Source organism: Brevibacillus brevis (genome assembly GCF_022026395.1).
GTDB lineage: Bacteria > Bacillota > Bacilli > Brevibacillales > Brevibacillaceae > Brevibacillus.
This window is the reverse complement of record NZ_CP041767.1, coordinates 2893964-2920193: the sequence shown is the minus strand read 5'-3', so window position 1 is coordinate 2920193 and position 26230 is coordinate 2893964. Positions and strand designations below refer to the sequence as shown.

The window sequence follows — 26230 nt, the reverse complement described above, 5'->3', positions numbered from 1 at the left end:
TTGGGAGCATGATTTTCCCCATGAAATTTTAGCAAGCGTTTCTCTAGTTAAGCGTATTGGCAAGTGCTTCGAAGATGTCGTCCATTTCTTCTATTTGAAGTCCTTTTAGACTAAAGTCACTGGGAGTCCGTTCGACTTCTTTTTTCTGCAAGCAATGGGTAATAATTGCCCGGAGATGTTTTTGATAGCTCTCACTCAATTGAAGGATGGACTCTTCTCTAAACTGCTCCTCACTGTAAGTAAACGTGATGAGAAGCTCCCCACCTTCCATTCTTCCTGTAATATTCAAGGAGGTATAAATCTCCGAATCGGGACTCAGATTGTTCTTCCCATCGGCACCGAGTGAGTTGCCTGAACTATAAGGAGAACGGGTAAACATTTCACTGTTAAGTCCTGAGTCAAACTGACCCAAATAGTTAAACGTCACTTCAGGTTGCAAGGAAAAGGACAAGGAACTTCGTTTTTCAGGTTTTGTCATATATTTTAAAATTTCATAGCCAATGCCTTTATTAGGGATCTTCCTCAGGTTTTCTTTCGTGCATTTGATATGGTCAGGCAAGTGATTCATTTGACTCAAATCTAGTAAAACAGGATATTGGGACGTGAACCATCCGATTGTTCTTGTCACGTTAGCGTGTTCGATCACATCCTCGCGCCCGTGCCCTTCCAGATTAATCACGATTTGGTCAAGCCTGCTCCACTCTGCAACAGCCAACCCCAACGCTGCCAGTAACAAATCATTGATTTCTGTTTGATAAGCAGAATTTGCCTGCTTCAACAACTGTTCGGTTTCCTCTGCTAACAATCCGACCTGTATGTTTCGGATACTTTTCTGTTTGCAGCCGACCGTTTCATAGTCTTTTGGAAGGGAAGTATGCCTAGCTCCGGATTCAAGATTCTCCCAATACGGGATTTCTCTGATCAATGCATCACTATTCGCATACTCGTTCAGCCACACTGCCCAATTTTTAAAAGAATCTGTTTTTTCTGGGAGAACGATATCTTTTCCTGCTAGTGCCTGACTGTATGCAGTTGCTAGATCCTCAAACAGAATGCGCCAAGAGATTCCATCCATGACTAAATGATGGATAGCCAAAAACAAATGATCGCCTTGAAGCGTATGAAACAAAGCTGCCTTTACCAACTGTCCCTCTTGTAAATTCATACTGCCATGCAACCGTCTCGTCTCTTCTTCGATTGCTTGCTGGACATCCGAATGAGTGGTCAGATCATATTGAAGGAATTGGTATAATTCACTCACCAATCCACGATTCTGTTGAACGATCCTACCATTCTCGTTTCGATAGATCATACGGAGCGCGTCATGATGAGAAAGGATTTTATCCAAGGCCTTTCGGATGGCTTCAGGATCAAATCCCTGTTCGCGATACAGCACATAAGATTGATTCCAATGGAACATATTCGTAAAGTTCTTTTCAAAGAACCATTGTTGAATTGGTGTTAAGTTAACAGTGCCTTCGACGATTCCCTGTTCGCTTCTCCTCGTCGTACTTTTGACATAGAGAGCAACCTGCGAAATTGTCGGGTAATTCAGCAAATCTTTCGTGTCTAGTTTTCGTTGATAGGCATGTAAACGAGCAGCGACCTGGATCGCTTGTATGGAATCCCCACCGAGTGAGTAAAAATTGTCGCGAATCCCAATTTTCTCGATTCCTAATACCTCTTGCCATACGTTTGCAAGAATCGCTTCTGTCTCATTTCTGGGAGGTTCGTATGCTGGATTTGTCTCAGAAGTAATATCGGGTTCTGGCAATGCTTTTCGATCAATTTTGTCATTCGGCGTAAGCGGCATTTTATCCAGCTTCACGAAATAAGAAGGAAGCATGTACGCAGGAAGCTTTTGAGCCGCATATTCTCTGATCTGCGCAGGAGTTACTTCCAGTTGCGAAATAAAATAAGCGCACAAATAGGGTTGAGCGTGTTGGTCTTCTCTAGCGATTACCACTGCCTCTTTTATTTGTTCATGTTTCAGTAAGACAGACTCGATTTCTCCTAACTCAATCCGATGACCCCTGATTTTCACCTGATGGTCGATTCTGCCGAGAAATTCGATTTCTCCAGTCGGCAACCATTTGGCCAGGTCTCCTGTCCTGTACATCTTCTCTCCTGGTACAAACGGGTTATCCACAAATTTTTCGGCGGTCAAGTCTGGACGATTCCAATATCCTCTTGCTAAGCCTACTCCACCTATGCATAATTCACCTTCACTGCCAATTGGCTGAAGTTGCAGCTCTTCATTGACAATATAAGCGGATGTATTTTGAATCGGTTTACCGATTGGGATCGTCTGGTTGAGAAGCACATTGGAAGGCGCCTCCCATATTGTCGCGCAAATGCTTGTTTCTGTAGGTCCGTATGCATTCACGTACCTGACTTTGTTTTTCCATTTATTCACTAAAGGGAAGTTAGCAGCTGAACCTGCCGTAATCATGATGCGAAGAGTAGTAATATGCTCTGGGGTGAGGTGCGTCAAATAAGTGGGTGGCAACGTGATGATGGTCAATTCATTTTCATTTACATAGTTTTCAAAACTGATGAAATCATGAATCGTCTGCTTGGAAAGGATATAGAGGCTGGCACCGGTTAATAAAGCCATGAACATTTCCCATACCGATGCGTCAAAAGACATGCTGGCAAACTGCCCAATCCTGTCTGCAGGTGTTACACCAAACGTATTTTGAAAGAATGATTGCAAATTCGCGATCCCTTTATGCTCCAGCATGGTTCCTTTCGGTTTGCCGGTTGTGCCTGAAGTATAGATGACATACGCCAAGTCAGTAGGTTTGCTTGGCAAGTCAAGGTTGGAATCTGAGCGAGAATCCAACTGTTCTTCCTCGATTACCACTACAGGACCACGGTATCCGACGTCGTATACAAGTTGGCTGACACTTTTCTGGGTGATGACGATTTTGGTTTGACTGTCTTGTAGGATATATTGAATCCGATCACGGGGATATTCGATATCGATGGGAACATACGCTCCGCCAGCCTTGAGGATGGCCAGAATAGCCGTAACATTTTCAATGGATTTTTCCATCATTACACCGACAATGCTGTCTGTTGTAATCCCTTTTTCGATCAGTGCTCTTGCTAATTGATTGGCCTTCCTGTTGAGCTCCTGGTAAGTTAAGCGCTCATTTTCATAAACGATGGCAACTCGGTGCGGCACAGCCTCTGCCTGCTCCTCGAACAACTGATGGATCGACTTATCCTGGGGATAATCCGCCTTTGTATTATTAAACAAGGCTACCTGTTCTTTTTCCCACTCCAAGTCGATAAGATTGGCCTGATTTGCTAACATATGTCCCCTCCGATAATTGGCAAACTTTTGTCTATCATGAAGTACGACAATACAATGAAATGGCCAAACAAGTAAACGAAGCTACAAGGAAATGGTCTGCTAAAACTGAAGATGGAGCCTCAGTGACGAATGGATCATGTTAGCCCCCCTCTCATCAACACCATTTAATATAATGGCCAATTGTAACAAAATATGTGGGTTTTTGTATCTTTTTTGTAAGTATTACCCATCTTCATATTACTATGGTCATGAACCAATTTTCACCTACAAATTTTCCACGATTTTACACTTTTTCACAATGGGAATAATTCCCTGTTTGCTCCATGCAGTTTTCAGGACAAAAGTCACCTTCCATTTTTGGTCAAAACATGTGCTCTGCTACTCTTACCTGGAAACAAATGTGCTGGCCTGCACACCTCCTTACAATCCAGCAGAATAACGTATTCTTATGCACCTGTTTGAGAAACTGTTATTCATTATAACAGAGAGTGTTTTGGAAATCAGTTAAAAAATAGGTAATTTTTGTTATTTGTGTTACTTTTTACCCAACCATTCTCCCATCCCTAAAAAAGGCTCACACTTTCTGGGTTCATTCGAAAGTGTGAGCCTTTTGATTTACGATTTCATGGAGGAATCGAAACGGTGGACACTATTCTTTCAGGGAAATATTCTTGTCCTTCAGTCGCTTGTTCGTCGTACTTCTGACGAGCGTATATATGACAGCAAAAGCAGGGATTCCAAGCAGCATTCCCATTAGCCCGAACAATGCTCCCCCAACCAATAAGGCTATTATCACCCATAAGCCATCCAATCCGATTGAATTACCTACCACTCTTGGATAGATAAAATTCCCTTCAATTTGCTGCAAGACAAGAATAAAGGCAATGAACCAAATAGCCTTGACTGGATCGATCATTAGAATGATAAAGGCACTCGGAATCGTCCCGATATAAGCACCAAAAATCGGAATGATGCTCGTAACACCAATGATCACACTCACAAGTAATGCATAAGGCATGTGAAATGCCCACATTCCCACAAAACAAAGCCCGCCAAGAATGAGAGCCTCTGTTAGCTGGCCTGAAATAAAGCCACTAAATGCGCGATTGGTGATTTGTCCAATTTCTACAGCCCGATCCGCCTTTGCTTTTGAGGAATAGGCATAGACGAGTTTTTTCGCAATGAGCGTCAACTTTTCCTTATGGAGGAGCAAATAGACGGACAACATTAGTCCCATGATGACATCGATAAAACTAACGGTAAACATTTTCGTGTACGTCAGTAATACTGGGATGGAAGTCAGGAAAAAATGGCCTAACTTATTTACAATTTCATTCCACTTCTCCATGAGTGGATTCCATAAATCGCCGGACAAGTTAAACCTCTCTGCAAAACCGTCGACGAAAGCCTTTAATGATTGCATGTCATTCGGAATACTTGCCGCAAGCATGGAAATACTCGTCAGAAGCTGAGGGACAATAAACCACATGAGAAATGTAAAAAATACCAGGACAGTCGCAAGGGTTAACAGGATTGAAAAAGGACGTCTTACTTTCAACCAGATTCGATTGTTGCCGCGGTTAAGGGGGGAGAAAAGTCTTTCTTCATAAAATCTCATTAAAATGTTCAAGATGAAAGCAATGGCAATCCCATAAATCACAGGATCTAATAAGTCAAATATTTCATAGACAAATGACTTTACCTCAGGAAAATTCCATACCACAGCAAACAGCAATACGGTGTAAGTCGCGATCATTATGTATTTCTTTATATCTCGCCAGTGTACTTTCTCCATCATTTTCCGGATGACTCCTAATCTTTGTGAGTTCTAAGTTGATCTGTTTGTTCATAAACTTTTCCATTACTATGTCCACCCAAAAGTATACTATGTTTTTTAGCTGTACGTAATTATTTTTCCACTTTCACTAAAACTCCCCACGAACTTATCACAATCATGCGTATCAAAACATACTGAAAAAATATAACAGGCTACCACTTAGGGCAGCCTGCCTATCTTCTATAGGGGGATTAACTCCCCTTTTTTTACTTGGGTGAGTTACGTAGCACGTATCAATTCCCGATCCCGTTTGCCGTGTAGCCAGTGATAAAGCGGGATACTGAAAAGGATAAAGGCAACCATCCCGCTGAAGATCATGCGATATCCTGTGTGTGGTACGATAAATCCGAGCAGATAGGGCCCGATTCCTAATCCCAGATCATACATAATGTAGTAAGTAGAGGTAGCTAATCCAAAGCGATGCGGAGCTGTCACCTTCACAGCTACCGTTTGGGCAATGGAGTTAAAGTTACCGAAGCCTACTCCAATCAATGCAGCGGATAACAGCAGCATCCAGGAAGTCGAAGCTTGACTGAATATAAGCATCCCGGCAGCAAATATCACCAGGCTGGGGTAAGTCACGATGTTCGCCCCTCTTGCGTCCATTAGCTTCCCTGAGAATGGTCGCGAGAGAATAATGACAATGGCATACACCAAAAAGAAATAACTCGAAGCTGAGGTGAGATTAATTTCTTCCGCATAAAACGAGAGAAATGACAAGACACCCGAATAGCTGAAGCCGATTAATAAAGCGACGAATGAAATCGGTAAGGCTTTGGGCTCGATGAATTTCGAAAGCAGAGAACCTTTTGCTTCCTCTTTTACACTTGTGGAAGGAAGCGGAACATTGATTTTTGCCATCGCATAAAACAGCAAACAAATCAGGGAAAACACGACATTCAGCGTGAAGATCCAGGTGAAACCATTTTCAAGCCGCAATAAGATCATGCCGAGAAAAGGACCAATCGCAGTGGCTAAAATCGCACTTAAGCTGTAATAGCCAATCCCCTCACCCTTGCGAGATGCGGGCAAGATTTGGGCAATAATGGTACCTGTAGCTGTACTGGCAATACCAACGGCGATTCCTTGCAGCAATCGATTTACCAGTAAAAAGCTGGTATGGACGGCAAAAAAGTAAAGCAACGAGGTGACAGCAAAAAATCCCAACCCAATCCAAAGCGTTTTTTTCGTGCCAATATGACTTATGGCTCTACCCGTGAGTAGCCGCCCGATCAAAGCACCAATGATAAAGATACTGGAAACTAATCCGGCTAAACTGGTTGAAGCGTGAAATTCTGTTTTGGCATACGAAGCGATTGTAACCATTAGTAAAAAATACATAAGTGTCAAAAGAAAATTGATGAAAGAAACAATGACGAACTCTTTTGTCCAAAGCCTTTCCTTATTCACTGCTTACCCTCTTCTCTTTAGGTTCATGATAAGTTTTTCTAATACTGTGGCTGCTGCGTCTCTTTCTTCTTGTGTGATGCCCTCCATTACTTCTTCCAAGAATGGATCAGTCGCTTCCATGATCGTTTTATATAGCGCTTCACCTTTCTCAGACAAGCACATAATTTTTTGCCGTTTGTCTTCACCTGATAAAATTGAAATCATTTCACGCGCAGCTAATTTTTGCGCAATAGGTGTAATCGCCGGCTTCTCTACTTGCCAATAATCGGCAACGTCGCTAAAAGTAGCCGAACCGTTATTTTTGAGATAACGAATTAACGCCCATTGCGTGACGGATATACCGAATGGAAGTAATTCCTCTTGCAATTGGTTATTGTATACACGATGTGTGAATGCGACTTTTGAAAAGAATGGGTACATGTTACGCTCCTTATCATTAGTTAATTAATTTAATTAATTATAATTATATATCTTTCCTTGCTGTTTGAGAAGGTCTAAATCAAGATGGGTTACCTTGTGGCTTTTTCCTCACACATTCGTCTAACCTATATCATCATACAAAGGAGAAAATCATGCTGGAAAAAAGGTTCTTCGCTATTCACTTCCTATTATTGCTTTTCTTCGTACTTTCTTTTCCAATCCCTACGCTTGCGAAGGAATCGTCCATTCAAAATCTGTATTATGTATTTGGCTGGGATGAGAAAGGCAATGTCCGCATTACTGATTTGGTAAAAAACGAAATCCTCTCTTCCATTCAGTACCAAGCTGAATATGGCACCATTTATAATGCGATGACTCCTTCCCTTCCGAATGGTTCCAATCAATTAACGTTGGATCAAAGCCCACCATTTCAACCAGGCACGGCCATCGAAATTCGCTCAGAATCGTTTGGCGGTAGAATGAATGCTCCGCTTGTCCATCAGGCGAAAGTTACTGCCGTCCGAGGAAATGATTTGTATTTCTCTCCACCTACGACGAAAGTGATCGACAGGAACATTTTTATCAAACGGGGCAGCCACTGGGTTCGTAAATGGGATGACGTAAAGGTGGAACACCAGGAAACCGCTACTGGTAACACAGTCATTGTCACAGGTCATACTCCGATTGCAGTGGTTACAATACAATATGCATTGCAAAAAAACAGCCCAGCCATCGATATCACCGTAAAAACCACCTATAAGCGAGAGGCAAAGGTTTTTCGTGAAGCCTTCGCCCTGCAATTCAAGCCAAATGTGACAGAGGTATATCGCAAGAATCGGAAAGTGGACGCACAGAAATTCCAACCTTCTTACTGGCTGGATCACCAAGGCGCGAAATTTGGTCAAGGAAAGCAAGCAGCTTTTTTGTACCATGCCCCCAACGTGTCTTCACTTGAATTGAATACAACGCAAAAACAGCTCATCGTGAATCTGGATCACATGAACGATCACAGATACGTACAGCAAGGCTCTACGAATCAAGTCGGAAAAGTCCGCCACGCTTCCGAATATCGCGCAAACGAAGAACGGACGAATTCTTTCTCGCTGGTAGTTGGGTATCAACCAAAGCTCATGCCGCGTTTTATGAGCCAGCCTTCTGGTTTTTTGGCGACTCATGTATGGACAGAGCATGCTGACGAGCAGACGCTGCAAACGAATCGAGCTGTTTATTTCGGCTCCGAGAGGATTACATCGTCGGCACAAGCAACAGGCGGTTTTGTTAAACACCGGATTCCGGTTACAAAAAGCGTATTTTACTCGAATCCGTATTTTCAAGCGAAATTGCCTGTCAATGTCGCCATTGCGCAAAGCCCTGAATTTTTGCAGTTTCTGAATGATCTGAATCGGAACGGTGATGAAATTGGGCTACATACCCTCTATCCATACGAAATCAGACACTATCAAAAGACGACGGAAGATGCATTGCAGGTAATGAAAGATCACTTCCGGAGCCGTACCTGGATTGACCATGGGTATTTGAAGACCAGCTTTGCGTTTAACGCGCTCGACAACCAGACTGCGAATTACTTGGCGCATCAGTGGAAAAAATACGGCACATCGTATTTTTGGCACTACAGCTCAGAAGATATCGCGAATCCGAATAATGGTCTCGATCTGTACCAATCCCAAAGAGGCGACTCCCTGCGCACTCCGCTCTATTGGTCGCACCCGACAGTGACAGGCCCGTTTTATTCATGGTCGGCTGCCACCATTCCAGAAGATTCACTTTATCTGTATCGGAAGCAAAATCTCCAGCAGCTCATTCAAAACCGTGGAGTTTTTATCAACCATACCTACTTGGCAAGATTTCCATCCAACAAGCAGGGCGGGAAATTTGTCATTCGAGATGCCCAAGGAAACTGGATCATCCATCCCGATTTTGACCGCTTGCTAAAGCGAATGGAAGTTCTGCGAGACCAAGGAAAATTGCATTTGACAACCGTACGTGAAATCATGGATTATTGGCTCGCCCTCTCTCAAGTCAGATTGGAATATGCACCAAACGGCTCTATCGTTCTGCACAACGATGGTACGCAAAAGATTTCTGGTCTTTCCATGGCGACAAAAGCTTCGGAAGTTTATGTGAACGGGATGAAGCCGTCGCAAAAGAAAGCGGATGGCGATCTTATCTTTTGGTTCGATCTGGAGCCAAATGCAGTTGCCGTTATTGCTGCGAACAAAGTAGATAGTACTTCACATCCGAAATAAATCCCACAAATACAAAGAAGCTTCCCTAGTGGGTCTAGGGAAGCTTCTTATTCCTTTATCTATTGAGACAATTTTACCAAGCTGTAGTTTTTCTTACCTTTGCGGATAATGATGAAGCGACCGCCGATAGCAAGGCTTGGCGTTACTTCCAGTTCCAGATCGGTAACACGTTCACCATTCATGGAGATAGCGCCTTTTGTAATATCCTCACGTGCTTGACGTTTGGATGGCTGGATGCCGACCTCAACGAGCCAGTCGACAATGTTCTTCGTTTCGAGGGTAGATTCGAATGTCGGCATTTCTTTGAAGCCTTGCTCGATCTCATCTGCCGACAGCGATTTGATATCTCCAGTAAACAAAGCTGCTGTAATGCGCTTCGCCTGCTCCAGCAATTCCTCGCCGTGCACAAATCTCGTCATTTCCTCTGCCAGCGCTTTTTGCGCCTCGCGTTTATGTGGCTCGGTCTGTACTTTTTCAGCCAGCTCTTCAATTTGTTCCTTGGAGAGGAACGTAAAGTATTTCAAGTATTTCACAACATCGCGGTCATCGGTATTCGCCCAGAATTGGTAGAATTCGAATGGTGTTGTTTTATTTGGATCAAGCCAGATGGCTCCTCCTGCTGTCTTCCCGAATTTCGTGCCATCTGCCTTCAGCATCAGAGGAATAGTGAGACCGAATGCTTTTGCTTCTGGTCCTTCTTTTTTGCGGATCAGATCGAGACCGCTCGTGATGTTACCCCATTGGTCGGAACCGCCGATTTGCAGTTGAACATCTTCATGTTTGTACAGATGCAGGTAATCCAGGGATTGCAGAATTTGATAGGAAAACTCCGTAAACGAAATGCCGCTTTCCAGTCTGCTCGATACGACATCCTTGGCAAGCATCGTATTGATGCTGAAGTTTTTCCCGTAATCCCTCAGAAATTCAATGACATTGATTTTGTGCGTCCAGTCGTAGTTGTTCACCAAGCGAATTTGGTTGTCGCCATCTGTAATGAACAGCTTTTTCATCTGCGCGGTGAGTTTGTCGACGTTCTCCTGAATCTGTTCCAGTGTTTGCAAAGAGCGCTCGGATTGACGGCCGCTCGGATCGCCAATCGTACCTGTTGCACCACCGATCAAAATGACCGGACGATGACCAGCGAGCTGAAAGCGTTTCAGTACCATGAAAGGAATCAAGTGACCGATATGCATGCTGTCACCTGTTGGATCGACACCACAATATAACGAGACTGCTTTTTCATTCGTTAATTCTCGCAGCCCATCTGCATCTGTTTGCTGATTAATGGCTTCGCGCCATTCGAGTTCGTCGATAATATTCACTGCCATACACTCCTTCAATCTCCTATGGTAAAAAAACAAAAAATCGCCCCTTGTCTATTGTAGACATAGGGACGATTGAATAACCGTGTTACCACCCATCTTGCACCAATGGACCCAAGCGCTTGCGCAGGCCATTCATGCCACTCGTAGCGAGTTATCGTTCGCGATTCCGCTCGGCATTACCCGAGATACTCCAGAGTGTAATTCGCTCGCTTATTGTGTACCGGGTTCCATCAACCCCCGGCTTTCTAGGACAGGGAATAAGCTGCTACTGGGCTCTTTCAACGTATGTTTCATATGAAATTAAAGTCAGTATATTGAATTCAAATAGCAATGTCAACCATGTAGCAAGGATTCCGCCACGATCCCTTATTTTATTTTCGTAAGACCGTTGGAGGTTAGTTCATAAACAGTTGTTGCGACCTCATGCAAATACCGTCGATCATGCGAAATACTGATAATCACACCGTCAAAAGCCGTTAACGCCCGGCACAGAACAGGAGTCGTCAAAGGACTGAAGTTTCGGGTCGGTTCATCCAATATCAAGATTTCGCACTGATCCAAAATCATTTTTAACAGGAGCAATTTCGCTTTCTGTCCCCCAGACAAGTTTTGAATGGGTTGGTGCATCTCATCTTTTGTAAATTTCATACTGCCTAAATGCGTATACGCTTTTGTGATCGCTTCTTTATTCCCGGTTCTTTCCAGGTACGCAATCGGTGTTTTGGTCGAATCCAGTTGTTCTTCATAATTTTGGGGCATATACCCGATCTTTAATGACGAGTGCTGGACTAGCTCATCCATGATCTTTTTCAACAACGTCGTTTTTCCGATCCCATTTTCCCCAATAATCGCGACTTTTTCTGGCCCGTTAATCGATAAATGAATCTGTTTCGATAGCTGATTGTTCGCTATTTGCAGGACTTCCAATGAAAAGTCGAGGATTTGTTTACTGCCAGGCACATGTACCTCAGAATCAAATCGGAATTCGCTTGCTTCTTCCACACTCGGAGCCTCTACAAACGTTTCCGATGCTTTCTCCATGCGCTCTCTTTGATTTTTCAAAGACTTAATCTTCTTTTGCAGACGTGGATTTGAGCGGGACACGTTCCGATGTTGATGCTCTGCCTTATTCCAAACGTCGTGCCATTTCTCCATTTGCTTTTGATGATCAGAAACTTGCTTTCTGGCTATCTGTTCTTGTTTGTTCAGGTGGCTCTCGCGATTCGCAATGTAATTTTCATATGGCTCTCTTGAAAAAGTATATTTAGGTACTTGTTTACGCTTCGTCAGCTCCATATGAAGGATACCGTTTGCTGTATTAGCAATAAATGATTCGTCATGCGATACATATAGGACAGGAAGCGATGTTTGTTGAATAAACTCTTCCAGCCATTCCATCGTTTGAATATCCAAATCATTCGTGGGTTCGTCTAGCAATAAAACGTCAGGATTCTGTGCCAGCAGACTTAAAAAGCGGTATTTGAAACGCTCACCACCTGACAGAACACCCATCTTTTTATCTGAATCCAATACATGAATGCCGAGGTCATCCATCGCCCTCACCAGTTCTTTGCTCCATTGATTTTCGACAAAAAACTCGGCGATGGTCCATTGTTTTTCTTCGCCCGATAGCTCCTGTGCAAGAAATCCCATGGAACAATCGTTTCGCAGCACGTTACCTGCAAATGTGCAATACTCGGCAATCATTTGTTCCGCGTATATCAACTTTAATAAGCTGCTTTTTCCATTTCCCTCTTCCCCGATGATGGCTATCTTGTCACCGGGTTGCAGGGTCAGATGCAAATTTTGAATGAGAGTCCTGTCGTCTTTTTTGGTGGTAATCGTGATATTGTGCAGTTCAACCATGTGGATTCCCCATTTCGTTTTTACGTTTCTCGTCATTTACTCCTTGTTCATCTGTATCACCCCCTTTTTTTGACAACAAAAAAGATGCTCCTGTCCAATAAACAGAAGCATCTTGCTCTCCTAATAGAAATCGCTATATGAAAAATAGATCATACAGGAATTCAAGCTATACATTTGCGGGTGAATTTGGCTTCTTGTTTATTTATTATGGGATTGGCTTTTCCAATAAATAAACAATTGCGCAAATGATTCACCCTCCGTTCCATGAAGTTGACTTCAATATAGCATGGCCTTCTAAATATTGTCAATGTAGCTATTCGACCAAGGCTAGCAATTGTCCGAGCTTGTCCTTGATGGGGGAAGATTCCTTTTTTACCGCCTGTGCGAGCTTCTTATTCCCACCGAAAAGACGATAAATAACGGTTTCCCGCTTGTAATCTTCCAGCGCTGCAAGCTCCTCTATAAGCGCATCCACCAGCTCTGCACGATCGATGGTGACATTTTTCAAAGGCTTCGCCGAATCACTACTGCCAAGCACCAGAGAGACGAGTACGGGGATATTCTCTACGGTTACACCATGCGCCTCCATAAAAGCTAAAGCAAAATCGTCCTGAGCAGACTGATGCTCCGTGTCGACCATCTCCATATAGCGACGAAAGAGTGGAAAATAATCGCTGCTAGACAAGCCGAGAGCCAATACCGCATAGGTACCAGGCATGACGGATTTCTCGCTTGGCTCTACATCCCCGTACCACGCGAACTCCTCCATCGCAAGCTCGGCATATTCTGCGATTTTCGGATATAACGAAGGATAACGGGACGCATTGGCAAAAAACTGATGGAGACCTGACTTCGCCAGCTTTTTTACTGGGAAGTAATTCTTTTCGCTGCTCTTCAGCTTGAGCTTGTACCCTTTGGGAAAGCCTTCACGCAAAAGGCCGTTGATAAAATCAATGGCTTCACCGTAGGCAGCTTCTTCCTCCGATACGATACGGATGTCGATCGCTTGTAAAACGTCATTGGCCATTGCTTGAATCAGGCTGCTTTTATACTCGTTTTCAAAGCGACCACTGCCCCGTTTTACATAGTCCACAGCTCGCTTGGAGCCAAGCTGAACAGCGAGGTCCAGGTACTTCTTGCGGGTATCCGGCTCCTTGTTACCTATTGCGAGAGCGACGTACAGGAAAAAGTCCAGCTCCTCTGTTTTTGGTTCCTGACGCTCCTGCTCGGGTTTCAAAACCCAATCCAATCCATAATGCCCGGTACGATCAAAAAATTTGACTAAAAAACGCTCATCCGCCCAGCCTTTTAAAGCCAAAGTAGAGTGGTATGTCCACGAATCACTGCGTTCTTTGTTGGAGCGCAGCTTTTCGCTAAGACGCTGGATGAGTGGTTCGACAAGCTCCTGCTTTTGTTCCATCAAATCGGGATTGACGAGGCAATGAGCGAAGAAGAAATCGTCTCTTTCTTTCGGACGTACAGGAAGCTCCGCTTTAATTTTTGTTTCGATAAATTGATCCAGTACTTGTTTTAGACTCTCGCGTTTTCGCTCGTTTATGAAATGGCGAGCATGGCATTGCACCGATTGTTTCCACTCAAATTCGAAAACAAGCTCGAAGCGGTAATTAAAAAAGTGAGAATCATAATCGGTGGAATGGAACAGGGATTCCATTCGATCACACAGTGCGGGGAAAAACTCATTCATGAGCATTTCCTCTGTAAGCTCCTCGATATAAGAGCCAGCATCGTATTTGTACGAGTCGTCACTCCAACTGAAAGGTTCGTGGACATCCACGTGGATTTTGCCATTGGCCCAATTGAGTTTTCCTTTTCTCCACGCCACTCTCAGGTAGTCTTTGACCCCCGCCTGCAGTAGACTCCAGTCTTTGATCTCTTTGATCCGCTGGTTCTCTTTTTGGTAAATTTCTTGGATAGAAGTCCATACTTCGTTTAGAAATGCTTCTGCTGCCTCATGCATTGACTGACTCTCCTCCTCGCAAAAAACAGCGCTGTCGCCTTTAACCGATGACCTTGACGACATTGCCCTCGCTATCGGTAATATTGGTTTTCACAATGTTGATGGCAATTCCTTTCAGGGAAGGAATCTCAAAGCTGCTTTCCTTTGGAAGCAACTGCTTGGTAAGCGCAATCGTTGTCGCATCATCGAGAACAAAGCGAATAACGTCCTCTCCTGGAATACATTCAGGATTGGCTCCTGCCTCAAAGACAACGCGGACATCAGGTCCCAGCAGGCTCAGGCTTTCTCCTTTTCGCATACGTCCGCGGAGAATTTTTCCGATGACTTCCGCTTGCTTAGCTCCCAAGCTCAGGGTCGAAGGTGCTTTTTTCAAGAAGCCTTTTTTCCCTGGCTCCCAGCCAAGCTGGCTGACAAACAAATAGGCAGTGTTGGAGCCTTCTTGTTCCATTCCTTTTTGAACAGCATCAGAAACTGTAGAGTTGCAAAGGAGAGAATCACGCTCGAGATCGGTTATGTAGGAAGGCATATACGGCAAGCCAGATTGAAGCACACCACGTGTATTCCAAGCCATCATTGCATCGAGTTCATCACCAGTGATTCCTACCATTTGCAAAAATTGCACCCGCCCATTCGGCGTATCGATTTCGGCAAGCTGTGGGTCTGTGACAAAAGCGAGCGCAGTCAGTTGGGTATCGGCACCCAAGCATATCGGACCGTTTGCATCCAAATGATCACCTGCTTGAAAAACATTGCCCGTGTTGAATACGTAACGCCCCATATTTTGAAGCAAATTCAGCGCCCAGGCAGGCGGTTCCTCCTCGTCGTCTTTACGAGCCAATCGAAACGTCAATTCAAAGCCAAAACCGCTTTCCTCTTCATTCTCGGACTCTTTTTCATACAGTTCAGTAAACCCATAAGTCACAAAATGCCAATGCGGGTAAGGCTCGTCCGCTTTGTAGGCGCTAATTCCATCTAATGGATCGGGACCACCCAGTGCATACGAGATAAGCGTGCCGTAATGTTTAGGCTCCTGCTCTCCATAAATCTTTCGCATCTCCTGATCAATGGCATCCCAGCCAGCTGACATCATTTCTTCATTCAATTCTTCGTTCATCTCTTCGTTCATTTCTCACGCCTCCTATGTAATGACTGTCTTAACAATAGCCAAAATGAAATTTGGATACTCTATTAGACGGTCAATACTACTTAGCAAATTACATCGTTCTCATTCCCTTCAATATCAAAGTCTTTAATATGTTTGTGCTAGCCCATTTGGAACGACTGGCTTCGATAACCAGTGCTGGTCGGTTTGCACATGATTTTTGCGCACAAACTTGGCGGCAGATTGTTTAAAATCTTCGTACGGAAACCTCTCCGTTACCCGTACCACGTACCCCTCTTGTTCTCCGCCGAAGGCAGATTGTTTGGTGTAGCAACTTTTTACGGTCTCTTCCTTCCAAATCCCTCTGTATAAGACAGGTGCTGTTTCTAAGCCCAGTAGTTCGGCCCATTCTACCGTTTCATCCCACGACAAGCATTCATTGTTTTCATTCCAGATCGAGAACACGTAGAAATAGCTCGTTAGGTATTCGTAGTAGATGGAGTGCAGCGCATATACGTTTTCCCCGCAAATTCTCCAGCCTTCCGGGATATGAAACGAAATCGTCCCGTGAAGCATCTTTACCCAATGTCTAGATGCGTGATCTTTGCTATCGAGTGACCTTGCATGGATATGATTTCGGTACAGCGTGGTATTTTCTCCATCCAGCTTTTCTGTTACGACTACTTGTTTCCCCTCGAAGTGACACACTGATCGCAAGATTTTATCGTCGTCGGTTCTACTTCTTGACCAGGGTAGATGAAAGGTTCTCGGATATTTTTTCAACAACGTTATTCACCTCCTTATTTGGCATAGGCATCTCCTTCCTTGAAGAAGTACAGCTTCCACAGGTACTCTTCGCCCAACAAATGATAAATCTCGGAAATATCTTGCTGAGTTCCATAGTTAATCTTCATGTGCATTTGAATCAGGTTGACGGCTTCGAAAATAAAATCATCTTCGAATCCTAATTCTTTTAAGAAATGACAAGCAATTTGCGCAGAAACATGCTCATGTCCGAAGTAGGAGTAATGGCCTTTCATCGGCTTGTAGGTTTTGCAAAATGGTTTTCCTGTATCGTGAAATAAGGCGACCACTTGCATGAGAAATTTGTCTTCTTCCGTGTAAAAGGCGTTTACATAATCGAAAACATGATAGGTATGCTTGCACAAAGGGTACTGATGATAAGGGTTTTCCTGATTAAATTGATACATCTCTTTGAAGATGGGAATGGCATTCAACCTTTCAAACAGCTCTTCATAGGAGGGTTCTTTTTGAAGCAATTGAACGAATTCTTCTTTTTCAATGGAATAAGGAACTGGCTCGTGCAAGAGATGAATGTGATCCCAGCCCTCATTCTTAATGGGAAAATGGAAGTTCTTCCGCATCTTCGCCAGGATGTATTCGTCTACGGTTCTCTTTCGGGATCGATTGCGCTCTAGGCAAACGGTATAGGGAACATCGACGTAATAGCATTCCTTCTGGACATCGGGAAATTTGGCAAGGACCTTCATTCTTTTCTCTCTGTCAATATTGGTTGCATCTAAAATGACATTCTTTCCATTCGCCAGCTCCGTTGCGATTTTCGAATAGACCTCAAAAAATACTTGTGCTGATCTTTTTTGTTTTCGCTCGTCACCAAATAAGTTCTGACGAATTTCATCCGTAGACACGATTGTTGCCCGTTCCTTTTTGGCAATTTCTTGTGCCCACTTGCTTTTGCCACTGCCCGCAATGCCTGACAGGACGATTAATTTCTTTTTCACTTATATCTCACCTCCTTTCAATAAAAACAAACTTTTCGACATGCTTTTCCAATATTATACACACTTCGCGTATAGATGGCACCCTTCTTTGTTCCTAGATTTTCCGTTCTTTACAGCCATGGGCCAAAGAAGTTCTGGATAGCTTGCTCGGAATAGCTATCTTCGCCGCGCCAATTTACTACGGCAAAAAAGTCGTTCTTCCCGCCACGCCCTGGTCTGTCCTTGCTTGGCGCCAAGATCCCGGCGGATGCAAGAATTTCCATGAAGACATCCCGTTCGTTTTTGCTAGATGGGAAGACACCATGGAGGCGCTTCTCCAATTGACGGGCGGCATCGGTTGGTTCACTGCTGGCAATGATGGCTAGCACCTGACGGAGAATTGCTACATCTTCTTCCTGTACTGAAAGATTTTCTTCCTTGCTTAACAGCTCCAAATCAAGCATGAGGTACGGTAGATAGTTTAGGCGGATACCTCCCCACTTGATTCTTTCAAAATTCAAAACGTTCAAATCTTCTTCGGTATATAACTCTCGTCCAGCGATATAATAACGGTCGCACTTATGGCAGTCTCCGTACATGGCGAAATAGGTGCCGTTTTCTGGATTTGTATACTTGCCGACGTTACTTTCGAAGTCATGGGCTTTTAAAGACTCTGTCAAAGCCCAGCTAGACAAGGCGCTGCGCAGGTACACCTTTCGCGTCGAGAGACTGTGCAAAAATGCAGCGGCGGCTTGTTCTTTCGTCACTTTTTTATGCAGAGTAATGATTTTGTCTATACACTCTTCGTGACTAATTGTCTGCAGATCAAACATGAGACCTTTGCTTTTGGCGTATTCAAAATCTGCTCCCGAAAAATCGTATGGGCGACTCTTCCACCCGTTGCTGCTCCAAAATGTTTTCATCAAGATTTGCTTTGCTTTTTTATCCATAAAGCAATTGCTCCTTTTTTCTTCGGCTTTCCATATTTTAGCGCGAATCAGACGTATGAAAAAAGAGTCCAACATGTGAAAGATCGTTGCACTCTGATTGCATGCTATCATGTACCACAAAACGTTTGGTAAGGACATGCCGATTCCGCTGGTAAAGTCGTGTATTCTACCTGTTCAGGCGTGTACGCATATGGATTAGAAAGAACTTCCAGGAGTCGTTCCATCACCGTGTAATCGCCCTCTTTCCACGCTGCTTCCAATGCTTCTTCTACACGATGGTTCCGTGGGATGATTGCCGGGTTGCTCTTTTTCATTACCTGTTGTACCGCAGCGGTGTCCTCTGGCTGTCTTGTTAGTCGTGCTTTCCACTGCTCGTGCCATTCCGTGAATTCGCTCGTGCCAAACATTGCAGTTTCTTCTGGTTGATTAAGCGTGAAAGCACGGAATGTATTCGTATAGTCAGCATGGTGGTCCTTCATCATGTTGAGCAGACCTTCGATCAACGCTTCGTCTTGCTCCTCTTCGTTGAACAATCCGAGTTTTGCCCGCATTCCTGTGAGCCAATGGCTGTGATACAGTTTGCTAAATTCGGCAAGTGCATCTTCGGCCACTTTTACAGCCTGCGCTTCATTTTCATGCAACAACGGCAATAAGCTTTCCGCAAAACGAGAAAGATTCCACACAGCAATGTACGGCTGATTTCCGTAAGCATACCGACCCTGAACGTCAATGGAGCTAAATACAGTTGCAGGGTCATATGTGTCCATAAAAGCGCAAGGACCGTAATCAATCGTTTCGCCGCTGATTGCCATGTTGTCGGTGTTCATGACTCCGTGAATAAATCCTGCGAGTTGCCACTTGGAAATCAGCGCAGCCTGACGCTGGATGACTTCCTTCAGTAAGAGGAGGTAGCGGTTTTCTTCTGCTGCGATCTTTGGAAAATGTCTTTGCAACGTGTAATCAGCCAACGCACGGAGATCTTCTATGGAGCACCATCTTGCCGCGAATTGGAACGTCCCTACTCGGATATGACTGGCAGCGACACGCGTCAAAATAGCACCAGGCAGCTCGGTTTCGCGATAGACAGACTCGCCCGTTGTCACTACTGCAAGGCTCCGCGTAGTAGGAATTCCGAATCCATGCATGGCCTCGCTAATGATGTATTCGCGCAGCATCGGGCCAAGGGCTGCTCTACCGTCACCGCCGCGTGAATAAGGTGTTCTGCCTGAACCTTTCAGTTGGATATCAAAGCGCTCGCCGGAGGGTGTAATTTGTTCACCAAGAAGAAGAGCCCTGCCATCGCCTAGCATGGTAAAATGACCGAATTGGTGTCCCGCATATGCTTGGGCAAGAGGCATTGCGCCTTCTGGGGTTTTGTTTCCCGCAAGCATGGCTATGACTTCTTCGCTTTGCAGAGCTTCGACATTCAGCCCAAGCGTTTTTGCCAAACGTTCATTGAGAATGGCTAGCTTCGGTGATCGTACAGGAGGTGGATTGAGCCTGGAAAAAAACGATTTTGGCAGCGTTGTATAGCTGTTATCAAAATTCCATCCCGGTTCGATTGTTGCTTTTTTGTCTGTCATTGGATCTCCTTTTATCGATTGGCGTTATTTACATGGACGTAACGTACACATGATACATTTTGCCAATTTATTATACCCTTTTCTTGCGAGTTTCGAGCACATTCGTACATTTTTAGCGCACTCCCAGCCGAATATAATTCGTGAATGGGAGGAAAAATACCATTTACATATAACCAAAAGGTGTTATATTATCTTAAAGTATAACCAAAGGGTGTTAGATTTTCACTACGAAACGGAGAGATTTTATCGTGGAACAAAACAATCAACAAGCCGTAGAAGATATTAGACAAACCATCGTTTTCGACGCCCCTATTCAAAAGGTATGGGAGAAAGTATCCACTGCGGAAGCCATTTCTGCTTGGTTTATGCCCAATGATTTTCAACCAGTGGTAGGTCATGAGTTCCATATCCAATCCCCTTTTGGGCCGTCTCCATGCAAAGTGTTGGAAGTAGAAGCACCACATCGCCTTTCTTTTGCTTGGGATACAGACGGGTGGGTCGTCTCGTTTCTTTTAAAAGAACTGGGAGAAAAAACGGAGTTTACCCTCATTCATGGTGGATGGAAAGCGGCAGATGAGATTATCGGAAAAGCAAACGCGAAGAGCTCAATGATTCGCGAGAAGATGAATCAAGGTTGGGTTGGTATTGTACACGAACGTCTGAAAAAGGTTGTGGAAGGGTAAATGTCTGCTTCAGCAGAAAAGGTTGATGTATTTCAAGCGATCGCTGACCCTACTCGTCGGGAAGTACTTCGCTTGCTCGCTGAAAAAGAATTGCCGATCTCAGCGATTACCTCTCATTTCCCCATAAGCCGAACGGCTGTAGTCAAGCATCTTCATATACTTGCTGACGCAGATTTGGTTACAGGACATAAGGTAGGTCGCGAGAAAATCTATCGGTTGCATCCCGGTCCTCTGACGGAAGTAAAGCAGTGGCTTTCCTTTTACGAGCAGTTTTGGAACAATAAGCTCTCTATGTTGAAGCATCTGGTGGAGACCGATGGTGATACGACGTTAACTGTCGTGCAATCCGAACCGGATCAAAAAAGGAAATAGATTGTCATGCCCTTCCCTCTTGATCGTTTGCCCCAAGATCAAGAGGGTTTTCTTTGATCAGGCAGTACAGATAGAAAAAGACTGCCGATTGCTCGACAGTCTGGGTAGTTCGCTTACTTATTCAATAGCTCGGTCAGTTCAGTGGATTCGGTCAAGTGCAACGGTGCCGTTCCATAAGTTTTGCCATCTTCTGAATCAAACATATGGTCTTTGTTTTCTCCACTCAATACGAAGAACAGTGTCTTCGCCTTTACTTCCGCTTTGTTATCTGTATTAACAGTCGCTGGCAAAGTGTTTGTCGTTACTTCAGCGTAGTTGAATTCTACTGCCAAAGCCTCTTTCTTGTCCTTCTCCACCGCTTGGGTGCTCTCGTCAAAACGCATTTGGTCCGCAGGTGTTTCAAAGCGTTTGTTCATGAGCGCAAGAATTTCCTTGAACTTGTCATCTTCCGGCTTCAGGGATGTTTTTTCCCCTTGCTTGTACACGACGATTTCTTGTGGAGTAGCGATCACCTGTTGCTCTTCTTTTTTCGTTTCTTCAGGTTTTTGCGTAGTTGTTTCACCCGCTTGCTGTTGGGTACCTGTTGCCGCTTGATTTTGATTTTTTGGTTGCTCTGTAGGCTGCGTGTTGCCGCAAGCAGTCAGGACTGCTAGCAGAAGTGCAGCCGGGATCCATGTAGACTTTTTCATGTTAAGGACCACCTTTTACTTTTTCTCTCCACTGCTTTACTCGCGTAATAGAAAAAAGGGCGATCACGAACATACGCGAACACGCCCGACCGATTGAACTAACGTGGAGTGCTTTTAACCCAAGCATTATAATACAACCAAAGTAATATTGCAAATAATCACCAATTGTTGTCTTCGTGCAAGCACGTCTTATTGAATGGGAAAGATGAATGAAGGCAGTACAATTCGGACGACAGACGGATTCCTAAGGAGATACTTCATGAATCATCAAAAAATCATTCATTTCAGTGATAAGGACTTGGATGGCGTATCCTGTGCAATTCTTAGTCAAATTGCTTTTTCCAATCAAGAAGTCGATTACCGCGGGGTGACTCCTTACACTGTCAATCAAGAAGTTCAAAAGTTTATCGAAGAAGAGCTTACCCCCGATGCGTACGTGATGATTACCGATGTAAGTGTCACTGACGAGGTCGGATCGCTTATTCAGAAAAAGGTCGATCAAGGACATGCGTTTGTCTTGATCGATCATCACCCAACTGCCTTGCCGTTGGCTTCCAAGTACGAATGGGCAAAAGTTATTACGGAAGAATCAGGGAAAAAGACTTCGGCAACGAGCCTTTATTATGATTACCTGGTAAACCAGGGGTATCTGACCCCTACTGGCGTTCTCTCTGACTATGTGGAGCTGGTTCGGGCCTTTGATACGTGGGATTGGGATGCAACCGGTACTGTACAGGCTAATCAACTGAACATTTTATTCTATATGATCGAGCGAGACACGTTTATTCAAAATGTGCTAGGACGCTTGCGTGTTGATGGTGCCAATACAGACCAATTTGTATTTGATGAAGTAGAATCTATTCTCATCTATACAGAAGAAAAGCGAATCGATGAATTTGAACAAAAAAAGCTGAAGCAAATGAAGCTGATCCCCGTAGAAATCGATTTAGATGAGCCAAAAACATATCAAGTAGGCGTGGTTTTCCTTGAGCAATATCACTCCACGACAGGCAATTTCTTATGTAAAAATGCGGAAATGATTGATTTCGTCGCGATGCTCGATCCTGGAAAAGGCAGAATCAGCTTTCGAACCATACGCGAAGACCTGGATCTGTCGGTGATCGCCCAACATTACGGTGGGGGCGGTCATCCAAAGGCTTCCGGATGTTCCTTTACAGGCGTTACGTTAAAGGCTTTTGTGTACCCTGCTTTGCGGACGAATTAGAGCAAAACAATAAAAAGTCCCATTTCTCTATCCGTGAAATGGGGCTTTTTATTCTTCCAGAGTACAACTAATTGTTAACACAACCATTTATTTTACTTGTGCCTCTCCGATCTCATATCGCAGTTGTATGGACCCGCTTTTTCCATAAAGCTTTGTTTCTAGCAACTTCATGTCGTGACGTGTGTTGATGTTGTCAAAGTAATGTTTGCCGCTGCCCATTAAGACCGGATGAATGATTATCCGGAGTTCATCAAGCAAATCAGCATTGATCAAACTTTGAACAAGACTCGCACTTGCAGGAACAATGATATCACCTTTGATTTGTGTTTTTAGCTGTTGTATTTTTGTCATGACATCAGAATGAAGGAGTGTAATCGTCTCGGTGTAGTTCCCCCAATGAACTTCTGTAAACTCACGATTATTGGTTACTACAAACTTCTGAGTCTTATTCATTGCATCAGCCCAATCCCCCACTTGAAACGGCCAATAGCTTGCAAAGCCTTCATAGGTGACTCGCCCCATCAAGATGGCGTCAACCCTCTGGAAGAACGCAAGACCATCATCTGTGGCGTCGATAATTCCAGGCAACGCCCAGCTAACCATATTGTCTTCTTCTCCTGTCGGCCCCGTATAAATACCATTCAATGTGCTGCTTACGTTTGCCATTATCTTCCCCATCGAATCTCCGCCATTCTTTCAAAAGTATTATCAAAAGATTACCACATTTCACTACTTAGTATTTCTTCTCGACTGCTCAAATTCCCCCTCCAGCAGAGGTAGTCGTTCCTACATTTAGAGAAGACATTACAAAGAAAGGTGAGGAAAACGAAACGGTTTTCCCCACCTTCTTTCTTTTAGAGACTTTTCGTCCAATTACAGTTCAACGATCTTTGTAGCAATGTTATTGCAAAACTCCCTGTCATGCTCGACAAAAAGGATCGTTGGCGAGTGCTCGAGAAGCAGCTCTTCAATTTGCATGCGCGAAATGACATCAATAAAGTTAAGTGGCTCATCCCAAATATGGAGATGGGCTTTCTCGCAAAGACTTTTCGCAATCAATACTTTCTTCTTCTGGCCGCCGCTAAAAGCGGAAATGTCCTTCTCAAATTGTACGCGGGAAAAGTCCAGCTTTCGCAAAATCGATTTAAACAGGCTTTCATCAATCCCGTTTTCTCGGGCAAAATCCGTCAGATTGCCCTTTAGATGCGAAGTGTCTTGGGATACATACGAGATTTTCAACTGACTCCCCTTTCGGAAGGCACCAGTATGATCGATGTTCTCCCCGCAAATGAGCTTGAGAATGCTGGATTTGCCAGAGCCGTTTTTGCCTGACAGCGCGATACGCTCCCCCTGCTCAATCGTAAAACTAATATCTGAGCAAACCAACTTCTCCCCATAACGAATCGAAACCTTATCCAGTTCAGCAAGTTGGTTCTTATGGTAAGCAAGCTGTGCAATCTTTAAGCTGTCATGGCTTTCAATGTTTTTCAGGAGCTTCGACTTTTCTTCCAGCGCAGATTGCTGTCTTTGCTCAATTGATTTAGAGCGTTTCATCATTTTCGCAGCTTTGTGACCCACATAGCCTTTGTCGAGCTTAGAGCCTGAATTTAAGGTACCATTTTTCGTCTTTTCCACAGCGTCCGACCAGTTGCTCGTTCGTTTCGCTGCGTCCGACAAGCGTTTAATGTCTTTTTTGAGCTTCTCGTTCTCAGCGAGTTCATAGTTATCCTGTCTCTGTTTATTTTCCCACCAATCGGAGAAATTCCCTTTTTGCACCTCGATGTTCGTCTTGTTGATGGACAAGATGTGATCGACACAATTGTCCAGAAATGCTCGGTCGTGAGAAACAAGAATATAACCGCTTTTGGAATGGAGATAATCACTGACGAGCTCCCTTGCATGCATGTCGAGGTGATTGGTTGGTTCATCAATTAACAAAAAACTGTTTTCCTTTAGAAATAAGGCGGCTAACATCACTTTCGTTTGCTCCCCGTTAGACAAAGATTCAAATGGACGATATAGAACATCCTCTGAAACCTTTAAGAGGGAGAATTCGCGCATTAATTCCCATAGCTGATAGTCCGGGACAATGTCTTGAACGATATCAAGCGTCAGATATTCTTTGTTCTCGACTTGGAAAGGAAAGTATTCAAAGCTGACATGGGCACTAATCTTCCCGCTGTATTCATATTTACCAAGCAACAGGTTGAGAAAAGTTGTCTTCCCCCTGCCGTTTCTTCCCGTAAAACCCAATTTCCAATCCGTATCAATTTGGAAGCTCACGTTTTCAAAAATGTTATCAAAACTGCCTTCATAGGCAAACGTCAAGTTATTTACATTGATTAATGACATACAATCATCCCCCTGCATGCAAAAAATAGAAAAGCTACAAGAAAGTTACTCTCTTGTAGCTCAAATAAATACAGCAAATCCAACTCAAAAAATGAAGTTAGATAAGGATATATTGTTTGAGTGAAGAGATATAAGTAACTTTCTTGCACATAAAGAATAAAACATGCGAAAGATATCGCAGTTTGTTTTATTTTTTAAGCAAGAAAATTATCCATTATACTCTTCAGCTCCAGTCATTAAGTTAACAGCATCATAACATATTCATTTATACGTTTCAACAAGTAATATTTCCGTTTTTTTACTGCGATTCTATTGAAAACTCGTGTACCCTCGCAACAATCGTTTTGCTGGAATAAGAATTTTTTTCCATAAAAGAAGGTATTTTCAAATGTGTTTAGAATTCTCATGCTTATTGAAATTCTTTTTTCTTATTCGCATTCATATGGAGGAGTAAATCATGAAAAAAGTGGTAAGAAGTCTGGGTATTCTCGTCTTGGCATCATCATTCCTGTTCGTCCCGACTCAAGCAGCGGATGCGGTAGGAAAGGGAAAAGACTCTAACGTCCGTCCACAAAAATATATCTTTGATGGAAACTGGAAGTACGGTGATACGTTAGTAGTGGCATACGATACGTTCTTTCCGAATGGATGGATTTCGATTGAAAAAGAGCCACATCGTGGAACACAGCTTGGATATGAAGTAGCGAAATATATTAATGGCGCGAATTATGGGCAAGTGGAAAGAAGCTTGAGCTTTAACATCCCTTCTGGTTGGGTAGAAATCGGTCGAGGTTATAACAGCAAGAGACAGGCTTATATCGATATCAGAAATGAGAATAAAAAACGGTACCAACCTCACGAGCTGGAGAATAAATGGGTCGGTACCGGGGTGCCTGTACCATATGGCTGGGTCGTGGTAAATGTAAGTCTCTATGAAAAACAAATCGTCAATATCACCAGTATCCCTACTGAATCCAGCATTGAAGCGGTCAAACACCCTTCGCCAGCCTTTGCTTATGAAATCCCAAGAGGCTGGGAAATCACTGTAGACGGAGAGCATTCTCGAATTCTCACAAGAAAGTACTAAATCATAACGGATACAATCTA

The 26230-nt window shown here is 43.8% G+C and carries 20 protein-coding genes; 5 read left to right on the top strand and 15 right to left on the bottom strand.

All coding sequences use genetic code 11. The annotated features are described in order from the left end of the window. Positions 1–43: 43 nt before the first annotated feature. From tycA to FO446_RS14385, 4 genes are all read right to left on the bottom strand, one after another. Positions 44–3322, bottom strand: coding sequence for a tyrocidine non-ribosomal peptide synthetase TycA (gene tycA / locus FO446_RS14400; protein WP_173609246.1), 3279 nt, complete (start codon positions 3320–3322; stop codon positions 44–46). A 649-nt stretch (positions 3323–3971) separates the two neighbouring features. After that, positions 3972–5120 carry an AI-2E family transporter gene (locus FO446_RS14395; protein ID WP_173609247.1) on the bottom strand — a complete coding sequence of 383 codons (1149 nt, stop codon included), beginning with the start codon at positions 5118–5120 and terminating at the stop codon, positions 3972–3974. A gap of 258 nt (positions 5121–5378) precedes the next feature. Beyond that, the gene (locus FO446_RS14390) at positions 5379–6569 is read right to left on the bottom strand and encodes an MFS transporter (protein ID WP_173609248.1); all 1191 of its coding nucleotides are present in this window, start codon (positions 6567–6569) and stop codon (positions 5379–5381) included. Positions 6570–6572: 3 nt separating this feature from the next. Further along, a complete protein-coding gene (locus tag FO446_RS14385; RefSeq protein ID WP_173609249.1) occupies positions 6573–6989 on the bottom strand; it encodes a MarR family winged helix-turn-helix transcriptional regulator in 417 nt (138 codons plus the stop codon). Between the two features lie 152 nt (positions 6990–7141). On the opposite strand from FO446_RS14385, the gene FO446_RS14380 reads away from it, so the two are divergent. Continuing rightward, complete coding sequence (locus tag FO446_RS14380) at positions 7142–9256, top strand: hypothetical protein (protein WP_237900947.1); 2115 nt, start codon at positions 7142–7144, stop codon at positions 9254–9256. Between the two features lie 59 nt (positions 9257–9315). On the opposite strand, the gene tyrS is transcribed toward FO446_RS14380, so the two are convergent. The 8 genes from tyrS to FO446_RS14340 form a co-directional block, all read right to left on the bottom strand. Continuing rightward, positions 9316–10578, bottom strand: a complete 1263-nt coding sequence (tyrS, locus tag FO446_RS14375) for a tyrosine--tRNA ligase (RefSeq protein ID WP_237901063.1) — start codon at positions 10576–10578, stop codon at positions 9316–9318. 369 nt (positions 10579–10947) lie between these two features. After that, positions 10948–12483: an ATP-binding cassette domain-containing protein gene (locus tag FO446_RS14370; protein WP_237900945.1), complete on the bottom strand. Its 1536-nt coding sequence runs from the start codon at positions 12481–12483 to the stop codon at positions 10948–10950. A gap of 277 nt (positions 12484–12760) precedes the next feature. Then, the gene (locus FO446_RS14365; protein WP_237900943.1) at positions 12761–14425 is read right to left on the bottom strand and encodes a DUF6138 family protein; all 1665 of its coding nucleotides are present in this window, start codon (positions 14423–14425) and stop codon (positions 12761–12763) included. Positions 14426–14465: 40 nt separating this feature from the next. Next, a complete protein-coding gene (locus FO446_RS14360) occupies positions 14466–15527 on the bottom strand; it encodes a suppressor of fused domain protein (protein ID WP_260506815.1) in 1062 nt (353 codons plus the stop codon). 147 nt (positions 15528–15674) lie between these two features. Then, entirely contained in the window at positions 15675–16313 is a 639-nt protein-coding gene (locus FO446_RS14355; RefSeq protein ID WP_173609252.1) for an RNA ligase family protein, read from the bottom strand. A 14-nt stretch (positions 16314–16327) separates the two neighbouring features. Beyond that, entirely contained in the window at positions 16328–17290 is a 963-nt protein-coding gene (locus FO446_RS14350; protein WP_173609253.1) for an AAA family ATPase, read from the bottom strand. 110 nt (positions 17291–17400) lie between these two features. Beyond that, a complete protein-coding gene (locus FO446_RS14345) occupies positions 17401–18219 on the bottom strand; it encodes a hypothetical protein (protein ID WP_221866985.1) in 819 nt (272 codons plus the stop codon). A 107-nt stretch (positions 18220–18326) separates the two neighbouring features. Further along, positions 18327–19802, bottom strand: coding sequence for a protein adenylyltransferase SelO (locus tag FO446_RS14340; RefSeq protein WP_237900941.1), 1476 nt, complete (start codon positions 19800–19802; stop codon positions 18327–18329). Between the two features lie 248 nt (positions 19803–20050). Between FO446_RS14340 and FO446_RS14335 the strand changes: the two genes are divergently transcribed. Further along, a complete protein-coding gene (locus FO446_RS14335) occupies positions 20051–20485 on the top strand; it encodes an SRPBCC family protein (RefSeq protein WP_173609256.1) in 435 nt (144 codons plus the stop codon). After that, entirely contained in the window at positions 20486–20857 is a 372-nt protein-coding gene (locus FO446_RS14330; RefSeq protein WP_087347353.1) for an ArsR/SmtB family transcription factor, read from the top strand. Between the two features lie 113 nt (positions 20858–20970). Here FO446_RS14330 and FO446_RS14325 read toward each other — a convergent pair whose 3' ends face one another. Then, positions 20971–21546, bottom strand: coding sequence for a hypothetical protein (locus FO446_RS14325; protein WP_237900939.1), 576 nt, complete (start codon positions 21544–21546; stop codon positions 20971–20973). Positions 21547–21805: 259 nt separating this feature from the next. Here FO446_RS14325 and FO446_RS14320 point away from each other — a divergent pair, with 259 nt between their 5' ends. Continuing rightward, the gene (locus FO446_RS14320; RefSeq protein ID WP_173609258.1) at positions 21806–22771 is read left to right on the top strand and encodes a DHH family phosphoesterase; all 966 of its coding nucleotides are present in this window, start codon (positions 21806–21808) and stop codon (positions 22769–22771) included. A gap of 87 nt (positions 22772–22858) precedes the next feature. On the opposite strand, the gene FO446_RS14315 is transcribed toward FO446_RS14320, so the two are convergent. Both FO446_RS14315 and FO446_RS14310 read right to left on the bottom strand, forming a co-directional pair. After that, positions 22859–23437 carry a dihydrofolate reductase family protein gene (locus tag FO446_RS14315; protein WP_237900934.1) on the bottom strand — a complete coding sequence of 193 codons (579 nt, stop codon included), beginning with the start codon at positions 23435–23437 and terminating at the stop codon, positions 22859–22861. Positions 23438–23644: 207 nt separating this feature from the next. Next, positions 23645–25123 (bottom strand): Lsa family ABC-F type ribosomal protection protein, encoded by a 1479-nt coding sequence (locus FO446_RS14310; protein ID WP_237900933.1) that lies wholly within the window; start codon positions 25121–25123, stop codon positions 23645–23647. Between the two features lie 457 nt (positions 25124–25580). Between FO446_RS14310 and FO446_RS14305 the strand changes: the two genes are divergently transcribed. Continuing rightward, the gene (locus FO446_RS14305) at positions 25581–26210 is read left to right on the top strand and encodes a hypothetical protein (RefSeq protein ID WP_173609261.1); all 630 of its coding nucleotides are present in this window, start codon (positions 25581–25583) and stop codon (positions 26208–26210) included. Positions 26211–26230 lie beyond the last annotated feature (20 nt).